Origin of the sequence: Massilia sp. CT11-108, from assembly GCF_047302915.1 — a bacterium.
GTDB lineage: Bacteria > Pseudomonadota > Gammaproteobacteria > Burkholderiales > Burkholderiaceae_D > Telluria > Telluria orientalis.
Genome location: NZ_JBKYMO010000129.1, coordinates 1 through 12746 on the forward strand (window position 1 = coordinate 1; position 12746 = coordinate 12746).

12 protein-coding genes are annotated in these 12746 nt (G+C 65.2%); 5 read left to right on the forward strand and 7 right to left on the reverse strand.

What is annotated here, in order from left to right:
• Both ACEN88_RS12770 and tsaE read right to left on the reverse strand, forming a co-directional pair.
• Positions 1 to 612 (reverse strand): AMIN domain-containing protein (locus tag ACEN88_RS12770; RefSeq protein ID WP_413340070.1); only part of this gene is annotated, 612 nt, incomplete at its 3' end.
• Positions 576 to 1064, reverse strand: a complete 489-nt coding sequence (gene tsaE, locus ACEN88_RS12775) for a tRNA (adenosine(37)-N6)-threonylcarbamoyltransferase complex ATPase subunit type 1 TsaE (protein ID WP_413340072.1) — start codon at positions 1062 to 1064, stop codon at positions 576 to 578. The genes ACEN88_RS12770 and tsaE, both read right to left, overlap by 37 nt.
• A gap of 31 nt (positions 1065 to 1095) precedes the next feature.
• Between tsaE and queG the strand changes: the two genes are divergently transcribed.
• Positions 1096 to 2187: a tRNA epoxyqueuosine(34) reductase QueG gene (gene queG, locus ACEN88_RS12780; protein WP_413340074.1), complete on the forward strand. Its 1092-nt coding sequence runs from the start codon at positions 1096 to 1098 to the stop codon at positions 2185 to 2187.
• Here queG and ACEN88_RS12785 read toward each other — a convergent pair.
• The 3 genes from ACEN88_RS12785 to ACEN88_RS12795 all read right to left on the reverse strand — a co-directional run bounded on the left by ACEN88_RS12785 (position 2184) and on the right by ACEN88_RS12795 (position 5296).
• Positions 2184 to 2537: a DUF3052 family protein gene (locus ACEN88_RS12785; RefSeq protein ID WP_413340076.1), complete on the reverse strand. Its 354-nt coding sequence runs from the start codon at positions 2535 to 2537 to the stop codon at positions 2184 to 2186. The two genes, queG and ACEN88_RS12785, sit on opposite strands and share 4 nt — an antisense overlap.
• A 140-nt stretch (positions 2538 to 2677) precedes the next feature.
• Positions 2678 to 3271, reverse strand: coding sequence for a response regulator transcription factor (locus ACEN88_RS12790; protein ID WP_413340077.1), 594 nt, complete (start codon positions 3269 to 3271; stop codon positions 2678 to 2680).
• A gap of 30 nt (positions 3272 to 3301) precedes the next feature.
• Positions 3302 to 5296: a two-component system sensor histidine kinase NtrB gene (locus tag ACEN88_RS12795; RefSeq protein WP_413340079.1), complete on the reverse strand. Its 1995-nt coding sequence runs from the start codon at positions 5294 to 5296 to the stop codon at positions 3302 to 3304.
• 122 nt (positions 5297 to 5418) lie between these two features.
• Between ACEN88_RS12795 and ACEN88_RS12800 the strand changes: the two genes are divergently transcribed.
• The 4 genes from ACEN88_RS12800 (at position 5419) to ACEN88_RS12815 (ending at position 8529) form a co-directional block, all read left to right on the forward strand.
• On the forward strand, positions 5419 to 6450 hold the full coding sequence (locus ACEN88_RS12800) for a TRAP transporter substrate-binding protein (RefSeq protein WP_413340080.1): 1032 nt from the start codon (positions 5419 to 5421) through the stop codon (positions 6448 to 6450).
• A gap of 423 nt (positions 6451 to 6873) precedes the next feature.
• A complete protein-coding gene (locus tag ACEN88_RS12805; protein ID WP_413340082.1) occupies positions 6874 to 7404 on the forward strand; it encodes a methylated-DNA--[protein]-cysteine S-methyltransferase in 531 nt (176 codons plus the stop codon).
• Positions 7377 to 8282 (forward strand): site-specific tyrosine recombinase XerD, encoded by a 906-nt coding sequence (gene xerD, locus ACEN88_RS12810; RefSeq protein ID WP_413340083.1) that lies wholly within the window; start codon positions 7377 to 7379, stop codon positions 8280 to 8282. The genes ACEN88_RS12805 and xerD overlap by 28 nt, the downstream gene beginning before the upstream one ends.
• Positions 8283 to 8355: 73 nt before the next feature.
• Complete coding sequence (locus tag ACEN88_RS12815) at positions 8356 to 8529, forward strand: hypothetical protein (protein WP_200948776.1); 174 nt, start codon at positions 8356 to 8358, stop codon at positions 8527 to 8529.
• Between the two features lie 105 nt (positions 8530 to 8634).
• On the opposite strand, the gene ACEN88_RS12820 is transcribed toward ACEN88_RS12815, so the two are convergent.
• Both ACEN88_RS12820 and ACEN88_RS12825 read right to left on the reverse strand, forming a co-directional pair.
• Positions 8635 to 11739 (reverse strand): efflux RND transporter permease subunit, encoded by a 3105-nt coding sequence (locus tag ACEN88_RS12820; protein ID WP_413340085.1) that lies wholly within the window; start codon positions 11737 to 11739, stop codon positions 8635 to 8637.
• 3 nt (positions 11740 to 11742) lie between these two features.
• On the reverse strand, positions 11743 to 12746 hold a 1004-nt coding region (locus ACEN88_RS12825; RefSeq protein WP_413340087.1), incomplete at its 5' end, for an efflux RND transporter periplasmic adaptor subunit.

Sequence of the window (12746 nt, forward strand, 5' to 3'; positions counted from 1 at the left end):
GGCCGCATCCGCTTCCAGCTTGGCGATGGCGTCCGGACCGGCCTGGCCGACCGTCGGCTCGCCCGGCTGCACGGCCGGGGTCGGCGTGGCGGGGGCCGCGTCCGTCGTCCAGTTTTCCTTGGCGATCATGGTCGCGAGCGGGTCGACTGGCTTGACGGGATACAGGTCGAAGATCAGGCGGTGGTGATAGCCGGCGATGGGCGCCAGGTTGAACACCTGCGGCTTGACCTCTTCCTTCAGGTCGAACACGAGGCGCACGACGTTGGGCCGGTTCTGGCCCACGCGCACCTGCTTGATGTACGGGTCGTTCGATTCGATCTTGGCGACGAGGCTTTTCAGCGTGTCGTTCAGCGCGAGGCCGTCGATGTCGACGACGAGGCGCGGCGGATCCGGCACCATGAAGTGCGTCGTCTTGAGCTCGCCGTCGTTTTCCAGGGTGACGCGGGTGTACTCGTCGGCCGGCCACACGCGCACGGCCATGATCTGGGCGGCGGATGCCGTCAGCGGCGCGACGACGGACAGCAGCAGCGTACCGCCAGCCTTCAGGATCGTGCGACGCGTCAAGGAACCGGGAATCAGGGAGTCGGGGGGTAGTGCAGGCGTTCGAGGCATAGCAGGCCCAAGTCGGACAACGCCTGCAATTCTACCTCACGCCCGCGACCGCTGACCTTAAGCAACACTTTAACGTCGGGCGGCGGCAACACCGGCTCTCCCTTTTCGGGCCATTCGACGATGCAGATGTTGTTACCGTCGAAATCTTCGCGGAACCCCGCGTCGAGGAATTCCTCGGGGCTGGACATGCGGTACAGGTCGTAGTGGATCAGGTTGACTTGTCGGCCATCCAGCTCGATGCGGTACGGCTCCGACAGCGTATAGGTCGGGCTCTTGACGGCGCCCTTGTGGCCGGCCGCGTGCAGCAGGGCGCGCGTGAGCGCCGTCTTGCCGGCGCCGAGGTCGCCGTGCAGGTAGATCACGAGGCCCGGGCTCAGCGCGAGAGAGAGGGCGGCGCCCAGGGCCTGCGTGGCCGATTCGTCGGGAAGATAGGCTGTAAGTTGCTGCTGCATCGAATAAAATATGAGGTTTGTAGGTCCGCCAATGTCCGCCCAGCTTCCCGTCCAGCCCGATCTTCCCGCACTCGCCCAGGCCATCAAGGCATGGGGCGCGGAACTGGGCTTTGCCGACGTGCGCATCGCCGACATCGACCTGGCCGGCCACGAAGCGGGCCTGCAGGCCTGGCTGGACGCCGGCCACCACGGCGAGATGGATTATATGGCAAGCCACGGCATGAAGCGCGCCCGCCCGGCCGAGCTGGTGCCGGGCACGGTGCGCGTGATCAGCGCGCGCATGGATTACCTGCCGATGGAGACGCCGGCCGACTGGCGTACGCGCGAGCGCCTGCGCCAGGACGACCCGCAGGCGGCCGTCGTCTCGATCTATGCGCGCGGCCGCGATTATCACAAGGTGTTGCGCAACCGGCTGCAAGCCCTGGCCGAGAAGGTCAAGGCGGCCGTCGGCGAGTACGGCTACCGCGTGTTCACGGATTCCGCACCGGTGATGGAGCTGCCGCTGGCGCAGAAGGCCGGCCTCGGCTGGCGCGGCAAGCACACGCTCTTGCTGAGCCGCGAGGCCGGCTCCACGTTCTTCATCGGCGAGATCCTCGTCGACCTGCCGCTGCCAGTCGACGAGCCGACCGGCGCGCATTGCGGCCAGTGCGGCGCCTGCATCGATGCCTGCCCGACGGGCGCGATCCTCGGCCCGGGCCGGCTGGATGCGCGCCGCTGCATTTCCTATCTGACCATCGAGTTGAAGGGCGCGATCCCGGAAGAATTCCGTCCGCTGATCGGCAACCGCATCTACGGCTGCGACGATTGCCAGCTGGCCTGCCCGTGGAACAAGTTCGCGCAGCGGGCGACCGTGCCGGATTTCGATGAGCGGAATGGCCTCGGCACGGCGGGGCTCATCGAGCTGTTCGGGTGGAGCGAGATTGACTTCAACCGCCGCCTCGAAGGCAGTCCGATCCGCCGTATCGGGCACGAGCGCTGGTTGCGCAACCTGGCGGTCGGACTCGGTAATGCGTCAACATCGGACGAGATCGTCGCCGCGCTGCGCGCCCGCGCGGACCATCCATCCGCGCTCGTGCGCGAACACGTCGCGTGGGCCCTCGCGCGCCACGGTGAGGCTGTCTAGGGTTCGATCCGCTTCATGCGCAGCGCGGACCAGTCGCCGTCGATGGAAATCATGGCGACGCCCGTGATGCCGTTTTCCTTGGCATACGCATTGATCGAATCGCGGTTGATGTCGGTGGCCTTGGAGGCGGTCTGTTTCAGATAGGCGACCCACAGCGAGCCCTTGTCGCCCATGCGTTCCTTGGCGATCGGGAAATATTGTTCGAGTTCCTTGCGGTTCATCGCGAACAGCAGCACGACGTCCACTTTCTCCTGGTCGGATTTGACCAGGTTGGGCGGCATCTGCGACACCATGCCGGGGTGGACGTTCCCGTTCAGGATCAGCATCGATTTCGCGGTCCTCAAGAACATTTTGTCGGCTATCGTCTTCTCGCTCATCTGCGTTCCCTAAAGAATGTTTCGACGTGGTGAGTTCGACCACTCCATGTTCAGGCTGATTTTACAAGCGAACCCCGCGCGGCACAGGACGCGCGGCCTGCCGTGCGCAGGTATTACTTCAGCAACCCGGCCAGCTCGACGGCCGTCTTGACCTGCATCTTGTCGAAGATATGCGCCCGGTGCACCTCGACCGTACGCATGCTGATGCCGAGCTTGTCGGCGACGACCTTGTTCATGTTGCCGGCGAGGATGAGATCGAGGACTTCCCGCTCGCGGGCCGACAGGGTGGCCAGCCGGGCATGGATGGCGTCGCGCGACGCGGCCTTGCGCGAGGCGGCGAGTGCTTCCTCGACGCGGTCCATCAGCTGGTTGTCGTTGAACGGTTTTTCGAAGAAGTCGAAGGCGCCGCGCTTGAGGGAATCGACGGCCATCGGCACGTCGCCGTGGCCGGTCAGGAAGATCACGGGCAAGCGCGCCAGCAGGCCGCGCGCCACCAGCTGGTCGAATACGGCGATGCCGTTCATGCCCGGCATGCGCACGTCCAGCAGGACGCAGTCGCCGTGTGCCGCATCGGCGGCGAACCGGTCGCCGAGCGCGTCGAGGAAGGCCTGGCCGCCCGCATAGCCGCGTGCCGGCAGTCCGCGCGATTGCGCCAGCCATTCGAGGGCGTCGCGGATCACGTCTTCGTCGTCGACGATGTGCAGCATGCAGGTCTCCTTTTTTTGACGTATTGTAATTCACCGTTCGGTGACGGGGGCTTCCTGCGCCTGCTGCAACGTAAACGTAAACACGGTGCCGCCGCCCGGATTGTCCGCGTGGGTGAGGGTGCCGCCGTGGAACTCGATCGCGGTGCGGCAGATCGACAGGCCCATGCCCATGCCTTCGGCCTTCGTCGAAAAGAACGGCGAGAACAGGCGCTCCGCCACTTCCGGCGGGATGCCGTGGCCGTTGTCGATCACCGATACGGCCACCTGGCCCTGGTCGCCCGTGTGCGCGGCGATCCTCAACACACGCCGCTCGGGATCGACGGCCTGCATCGCCTCGATGGCATTGCGCGTGAGATTGAGAAGCACCTGCTCGATCAGGACGCGGTCCGCGAGCACGGGCGGCAGGTCGTCCGGCACGTCGACCTGCAGCGCGACATAGCTCTGGCGCGCCTGCAGTTCGACGAGGGCGCGGATGCCGTCGACGACGTTGGGAATGCCGACCGTCTCGCGGCGCGGTTCGCGCTTCTTCACGAATTCGTGCACGCTGCGGATGATCTGGCCGGCCCGGCGCGCCTGCGTGTTGGCCTGTTCCAGCGCACGTTTCAGCATGCCGGTGTCGAGCGGCGCCGCCTGGGTCTCGCGCGCGAGCACGTTCAGCGCGCCCGCCGTGTAGCTGGAGATGGCGGCCAGCGGCTGGTTCAGTTCGTGCGCCAGCATCGACGAGATCTCGCCCATCGTCGCCAGGCGCGCGCTCGTCTCGAGCTTTTCCTGCTGCTGGCGATTCAGTTCTTCCGCGCGCTTGCGGTCCGTGATGTCGAGGATGGAACTCATCCAGCCCGTGTGGTGGCCGTGCGCGTCGACGAGGGGCGCCTCGAACACGAGCACGGGCACGCGCACGCCGTCCGAGCGCTGGAACACGGTCTCGAACTGCGGCGTGGCCTGGCCCGACAGCACTTTGCGGAAGCGGCCTTCGTATTCCGCCATCGCTTCCGGCGCCCAGTACGGCATCGGCGGCGTCTTGCCCAGCAGGTCTTCCGCGGGATAACCGACCATGCGGCAGAACGCCGGGTTGACGTAGGTGACGCGGCCTTCCAGGTCGCGCGCGCGCAGGCCCGTCAGCAGCGAATCTTCCATCGCGGTGCGGAAGGCCATCTGCTGGCGCAGCGCGTTTTCCGCCGCGATCGTGCGCGCGATGTGGCGCCACAGCGCGACGAGCGAAATGACGAGGCCCAGCGCCAGCACGATCACTGAGCCGACCAGCAGGTTCGGCAGCAGCTTCGGCGCGGCCTTGACGCTGTCGGTGGCGAGCACGATCTGCGAGCCGGGCAGGTCGAGCGCGCGCTTGTGCGTGTAGACGCCGCGGCCCGGCCCGCCCGCCGCGCGCTGCGCCACGACGTGGTCGTCGCGGTCGAGCAGGGACAAGGCATTGTCCTGGGCGAACCACCACGGCACGTTCTCGTCCAGCAAGGTCTGCAGGTTGTACGTGGCGACGAGGCTGCCCATGTATTTGCCGGCGTGGATCAGCGGCAGGTGGAAGTCGATCAGGCCATGCACGAGGCCGGTGGCACCGTATGGCTCGCTGTAGCGTCCCAGGCGCGTGCTGCGCGACATGGCGGCGGCATCGCGCGACGATTGCGTGAGCCCTTCGGGCGGCAGTTCCATGCCGCGGCTCGCCTTGACCTGGCCCTGCGCGTCGTACCAGATGATGCGCTGGAGTTCGTGGCCGTTCTTGAACATCTGCGCGAAGCGGGCCTGCAGGGCGGCCGGCGCCGGCGTCTCGATAACCATGTCGTTGCCCAGCGCGGCCAGCGCTTCCTCGCTGCGCGCGAGTTCGAAGCGCAAGGTCTGCTCGACCCACAACGTATCTGCGATCAATTGTTCCTGCCGCTCGTTGCTTTCCATCTGGCGCGCCTGCCAGGGCAGCCACAGCAGGACGAGCAGGAACAGCAGCACCAGCAATACGGGCACGAGCCAGCGCCACGGGCCTTGCTTGACGGGGCGGGGCAGGGTGAATGGACTTTTCATGTGATAACGTTTCATCTTTTGCCAGTGTCCGTCTGTCGTGGTTTTCCACGATAGCGGTACGACCCGCGAAGCGGCACACTGGCGGTCGGTATCCGAATATACACCGCGGGAAGATGAAATTTATGCGCATCAAAGCCTTGCTGGCCGCGCTTGCTGTCGTGACTGGCGCCGGCGCCCACGCCCAGGCCCCGATCATCATCAAGTTCAGCCACGTCGTATCGCCTGACGCACCCAAGGGCCTGGCGGCCGAACGCTTCCGCGTGCTGGCGGAGCAGCGGACGCACGGCCGGGTGAAGGTCGAAGTCTATCCCAACAGCCAGCTCTACAAGGACAAGGAAGAGCTGGAAGCCCTGCAGCTGGGTGCCGTGCAGATGCTGGCGCCGTCGCTCGCCAAGTTCGCGCCGCTCGGCGTGAAGGAATTCGAGGCGTTCGACCTGCCGTATATCTTCCCGACCAAGGCGGCGCTGTATGCCGTGACGGAAGGGCCGATCGGCAAGAGCCTGCTGCAAAAACTGGAATCGAAGGGCATCACGGGCCTGGCCTACTGGGACAACGGTTTTAAAGTGATGTCGGCCAATCGTCCACTGCACACCCCGGCGGATTTCCGCGGCTTGCGCATGCGCATCCAGGGCTCCAAGGTGCTCGACGTGCAGATGCGCGCGCTCGGCGCGGTGCCCCAGGTGCTGGCGTTTTCCGAAGTCTACCCCGCCCTGCAGGCCCATATCGTGGACGGCACCGAGAATCCGCCGTCGAATATGTACACGCAGAAAATGCACGAGGTGCAGAAGTACGTGACGGTGTCGAACCACGGCTACCTGGGCTATGCCGTCATCGTCAACAAGAAATTCTGGGACGGCCTGCCGCGCGACATCCGGACGGAGCTGGAGCAGGCGATGCGCGAAGCGACGGCATTCGAAAAGACCATCGCCCAGCGCGACAACGACGCGGCCCTCGAAGCGATCCGCAAGACCGGCAAGACGAAGATCTATACGTTGACGCCGCAGGAACAGGCCGACTGGCGGCGCGCCCTGCTGCCCGTGCAGAAGCAGGTGGAAGGGCGGATCGGCAAGGATCTGATCGATGCAATAAATCAGACGACCTCGCGAACGACGTCCCGCGCCACGGCGCCCATCACGACAGCCCAGGCCAGGTGAGAATCGCCCCTATTCGGTGCGGGTAAAATGTGTTAGTTGCCTGTAATCAATGAAACACCGGCACTAGCATTTTTATGACATGTCATGGGGGCTTATGACCGAAATATATTTCGTGAATGTATATAAAAAACTACGCTTTTCTTATGCGGTTGCGTTATGATGGGGCACCTTTCGGCACCAACCTGGTGCGGACAAGCGAACCGAATACGATTTGGGAGAGGGAAAAGAAAGCGGTAAATACAAACTTTACCGTAAAACAGTTAGGAGGAGACACACGTTTTATATGATGCAGCCGGCAATGACCAGGCAGCCGAAAACGTGACCATATTAGAAACGCACCCACGGGTGCGTTTTTTTTTACCTCGGTTTCGTGGACCTTGGGCGGGCCTTGCGAACGCGCTCGCCGGGTCTTACACTGCATCGATGAGCACACAACAAGGCAGCGAGATTTTCAGCGCCATCATCGCGGCGCCGTTTGGAGCGATGGGCATCCGTACCGAAGACGGGCGGTTGCGCGAACTGGTCTACCTGCCGCCGCATTACCACGAAAAATCGGCGCAGGATGCCGTCGCCGAGCAGGCCGCCGTCCAGGTGGCGCGCTATTTCGAGGATCCCGATTTCCGCTTCGACCTGCCGCTGAAGGAAGCCGGCAGCGCATTCCAGCGGCGCGTGTGGGACACCATTTGCGCGATCCCGCGCGGCAGCGTCCGTACGTACGGCCAGATCGCCAAGCAGCTGGAATCGGCCCCGCGCGCCGTCGGCCAGGCCTGCGGCGCCAACTGGTTCCCGCTCGTGATCCCGTGCCACCGCGTGACGGCGTCCGGCGGCCTGGGCGGTTTTTCCAGCAGCGACGACGAACACGGATTCCAGCTCGGAATCAAGCGCTGGCTGCTGCGCCACGAAGGCGCGCTGGCGCTCGAGATGCCATGGCAGCAGCAGTCAATCTTCCCCTGATCGACGCGTTCTGCGACACGCTCTGGCTCGAGCACGGATTGGCGAAGAATTCCCTCGACGCCTACCGGCGCGACCTGCGCCTGTTCGCACGTTGGCTCGACGTCAAGCGGCCGGAGCGGAGCGACCTGTACGCCGTCGAACCGCAGGACATCGCCGCCTATTTCGCCGAACGCCACGAAGACACGAAGCCCAGCTCGGCCAACCGCCGGCTGTCGGTGCTGAAGCGCTTTTACCAGCTCGCGCTGCGCGACCGCCGCATCGCCGCCGACCCGTGCCTGAAGATGGCATCCGCGAAGCAGCCGCAGCGTTTCGTCCATACGCTCACCGAAGCCCAGGTCGATGCGCTGCTCGCGGCGCCGGACGTCGCGACGCCGCTGGGCCTGCGCGAGCGCACGATGCTCGAACTGATGTATGCCAGCGGCCTGCGCGTGTCGGAACTCGTCGCGCTGAAGCTGGTCGAACTGAGCCTGAACGATGGCGTCCTGAGGGTTACCGGCAAAGGGAACAAGACCCGGCTCGTGCCGTTTGGCGAACAGGCGCGGCACTGGCTGGACCGTTACCTGAAAGAGGCGCGCGGCATCATCCTCGACGGCCAGGTCGACGACGCGCTGTTCGTGACGGGCCGCGGCGGCCCGATGACGCGCCAGATGTTCTGGGTCGTCATCAAGAAGCATGCGGCGAAGGCGGGCATCACGGCGCCGTTGTCGCCCCACACGCTGCGTCACGCGTTCGCAACACACTTGCTGAACCACGGCGCCGATCTCCGCGTGGTGCAGTTGCTGCTGGGGCATTCCGACATTTCCACGACCCAGATCTACACCCACGTCGCGCGCGAGCGCCTGAAGCACCTCCACGCGCGGCACCACCCGCGTGGTTAATTCTCAAGACGATGTGGGATGACTGGTCCATAATGGACTAGTACGACCTTTCCAACGATAGCAAGAGGTGAGCATGGCCAAGACGAATTTCCAGTACGAAAAACGCCAGCGGGAGTTGGAGAAGAAACGCAAGGCGGACGAAAAGGCGCGCAAGAAGCAGGAAGCCAAGCAGCACAAGGGGGACGATGCGCCGGCGCAGGATGAAGATGCCGGAGAAGAGGCGCGGCAGGAGCATGATCCCGCTTGACCACACGTCGTTCCCGCGCACGCGGGAACCCATGCTGAGCTTGCTTAAAGCGTCTCGTGCGATTCCTGATGCTCTGTATGGGTCCCCGCTTTCGCGAGGACGGCGTCATGCGGTTTGTTCCGTAGCCGTATCTTCCTCGTGCCCCTTCCTGAACCACGCCGCCACTCGCTTGCCCAGGCTGTCGAGATAGGTGTACGCCACCGGCACGACGACCAGGGTGAGCAGGGTCGACGTGATCACGCCACCAATTACTGCACGTCCCATCGGCGCCTGCGTTTCTCCGCCTTCGCCCATGCCGATCGCCATCGGCAGCATGCCGAAGATCATCGCGAGCGTCGTCATCAGGATCGGGCGCAGGCGCACCTGGCCCGCTTCCATCAGCGCGTCGAACTGTGACCGGCCTTCGCGCTGGCCGTGGTTCGCGAAGTCCACCAGCAGGATCGCGTTCTTCGTCACGAGACCCATCAGCATCACGACGCCGATGATGGAAAAGATGTTCAGCGTCGTCTTCGTGATGAGCAGCGCGACTAGCACGCCGATCAGCGACAGCGGCAGCGACACCATGATCGCGATCGGCTGCAGGAAGCTGCCGAACTGCGAGGCCAGCACGAGGTAGATGAAGATCACGGCAATGCCCAGGGCGACGCCGAAGCCGGCCATCGTCTCGTCCATCTGCTGGGCGTCGCCGCCGACGTCGAAGCGCACGCCGTCCGGCAGCTGCATGGCTTTCATTTCCTTGTTCACGTCGCCCATCACGTCGCCCAGCGGACGGCCTTCGAGGCCGGCGAAGACCGCCACGCGGCGCTGCAGCGCCTGGCGCTTGAGCATCTGCGGGCTCGTCGACGGGATGAATTGCACGACCTGGCGCAGCGGGACCATGACCGGGTTGCCCATCGCGTCACGCTTGCTCGATGCCACCGACAGGTCGGCCAGGTCGGCCACCTTTTCGCGGCCCGACTTCGGCAGCTGCACGTTGACTTCGTAGTTCTGGCCATCCGGCGCGAGCCAGCGGTTGGTCTGGTCGCCGGCGACGAACGGACGCAGCGCCGTGCCGATCTGCTGCACGGTGAGCCCGAGGTCGGACGCCAGCTCGTGGTTGATCTTGACGATGGTCGCCGGGTTCGCGCCTTCCTGGCTGTACTCGATGTCGGCGATGCCGCGGATCTTGCGCATCTTGTCCATCAGCGCGTGGGCGACCGCGTCCAGCTTCGCCTCGTCATTGCCGAGGATCGCGATATAGATCGGGCGCTGGCCCACCGTCAGCGAGATGCCGGCGATCTTTTCCAGGCGTTCGCGGATGACTTTTTCCATCTCCTGCTGCGAGCGGCGGTGCGTCTTGTGCACGTCCGTCAGCTTCAAATGCACTTCCGAGTAATTGCGGCCTTCCCACGAACCGACGATGGTCGAGACGCTTTCGATTTCCTTGAACTCGGCCAGCGCCGCCTCGGCCTGGCGCAGTTTCGCATCCGAGTAGTCCAGGCTGGAGCCGATCGGCGTCTTCAGGCGCATGTGGATGTAGCCGTCGTCGACCTGCGGCACGAATTCGCCGCCGATCTTCGGCACCAGCATCAGGCTGGCCGCGAACAGGACGACCGCGAGCAGCAGCGTGGATTTGCGCCAGTCCAGCGCCAGCGCCAGCACCTTCGCGTACACGTCGTGCAGCCACTCGATGCCGTGCTCGATGCGCGCCATCAGGCGGCCCAGCCACGGCACGTACCTGAAGCGGCCCTTCACGGGATCGGGCCACACGGACGACAGCATCGGGTCGAGCGTGAAGCTGACGAACAGCGACACCAGCACGGCCACGGCGACGGTGATCCCGAACTGCAGGAAGAAGCGGCCGATGATGCCCTTCATGAATGCGATCGGCACGAACACGGCGACGATGGCGAACGTCGTCGCCATCACGGCGACGCCGATCTCGTTGGTGCCGTCTTCCGCGGCGCGCACGTGGTTCTTGCCCATGCCGAGGTGGCGCACGATGTTTTCGCGCACGACGATGGCGTCGTCGATCAGCAGGCCGATGCACAGCGACAGCGCCATCAGGGTGAGGAAGTTCAGCGTGAAGCCGAAGTACTTCATCGCGATGAAGCTGGCCAGCACCGAGATCGGCAGCGTCAGGCCCGTGATGATGGTGCTGCGCCACGAGTGCAGGAAGAAGAACACGATCACCATGGTCAGCAGCGCACCTTCGAGGATGGTGTCCTTGACGTTGTCGAGCTGGCCCTGCACGTTCTTCGCCTTGTCGTCCAGGATGCGGAACTGCACGTCCTTCGGCAGCGTCGTCTTCATCGCCTCGATGGCGGCCTTGACGCCGGTGCCCACCTGCACCGTGTTGGCGTCCTGGATCTTTGCGATCTCCAGCGTGATGGAACGCTCGCCGTTCACGCGCGAGATCGACTGTTCCTCGGCGGCGCCGTCGGAGATGCCGGCCACCTGGCTCAGGTAGATCGGGCCGCCCGTGCGGTTGGCGACGACGATGCGCCGGAAGTCGGCCGCTTCCTTCATCTTGCCTTCGATGCGCACGAGGTTCTCGCGCGCGCCGTGGCTGATGCGGCCGGCCGGCAGGTTGGCGTTGGTCGTCGCGATCGCGTTCATCACCTCGTCGATGCCGACGTTGAGGCTCTTTAGCTGGTCGGGGCGGATGTCGATCAGCACCTGGCGGTCCTGCTTGCCGTTGACGCGGATCTGGCCCACGCCGGCCACGGCCTGCAGGCGCTTGACGATCACCTGGTCGGTCAGCATCGTCAGGTCGCGCAGGCTGCGCTCCTTCGACGTCAGCGCCAGCAGGACCACGGGCTGCGTGTTCTCGCCTTCCTCGCGGTACACGATGGGCTCCTTCACCTCGCGCGGGAAGCCGCCGCGGACGGTGCTGATGCGGTCGCGCAGGTCCTGCACGGCGCGGTCCATGTCGACCGTCAGCTGGAATTCGATGCCGACGCCCGAGCGGCCTTCCCACGACGTGCTGCGGATCGTCTTGATGCCGCCGACCGTGTTCGCCGCTTCCTCGAGCGGGCGCGTCACGTCATTCTCGACCTGCTCGGGCGAGGCGCCGGGATACGCGGTCTCGATGAAGACGGCCGGGATCTCGACGTTCGGCATGCTCTCGACGCCCAGGCCGCGGTACGCGAACAGGCCGAGCACCATCAGGCCCACCATCACCATCGTGGCGAAGACGGGGTATTTGATACTGGTACGGGTGATCCACATGGCTCAGCCTTTCGCGTCGGGCAGTTTGACCTTGCTGCCCGGCTTGATGCCGTCCAGCGGCACGGCCAGCACCGTCATGCCGGCGTCGACGCCTTCCAGCGCTTCGACGACGCCTTCGTCCTGGTTGCGCAGGCCCAGCTTCACGGGCTGCGCGACGACCTTGCCGTCAGCGATGCGGTAGACGACGTCGCGGCCATTGTCCTGGCGGACGGCGCCGATCGGCAGCAGCGGATGCGCGGCCGACTTGTCGGTGACGATGGTGCCCTTGGCGAACATGCCGGCGCGCAGCACGCCGTCGGGATTCGCCACGTCCACGTACACGATCATGGCGCGCGAGCCCGCCTCGGTGGCCGGGTTGATGCGCGCGACCTTGCCCGTGAAGTTGCGGCCGTCGAAACCGTCGACCTTGAACTGCACGTCCTGGCCGACCCGGATGCGGGGGATGTCGGACGCGGGCACCTGGGCGTCCAGCGTCAGGTGCTTCAGGTCGACGATCGAGAACACGGGGCTGTCCGGCGCCAGCTTTTCGCCCGCCTGCGCGTGGCGCCTGCTGACGACGCCTTCGATCGGCGCATGGATCGTCGTATCGGCCAGCGCGATGCGCGCGAGGTCCAGCTGGGCGCGCGCCGAGTCGACGGCGGCCTGCGCCAGGTCGACGGCGTTCGCCGAGGTGTCGTACGCGTTCTGCGCGATGAAATTTTGCTTCAGCAGCGACGCGCTGTTGCTCATGTTTTTCTTCGCCATCATCAGGCGTGCCTGAGCGTCCGCCAGCATGGCCTGCTGCTGCGCCACGCGGGCGCGCGCCTCGGCGGGATCGAGCTGCGCGATCACCTGGCCGGCCTTGACGTCCATGCCTTCCTGCACGGCGGTCGACAGCACGATGCCCGACACCTTCGACTTGACGGTGGCCTGCGCCAGCGGCATGAGCGAACCGGTGACGGGCAACGTGACGGCCAGCGGGCGCGCCTCGATGCGGGCGATGTCGCGCACGGACAGCTCGTGCAGCT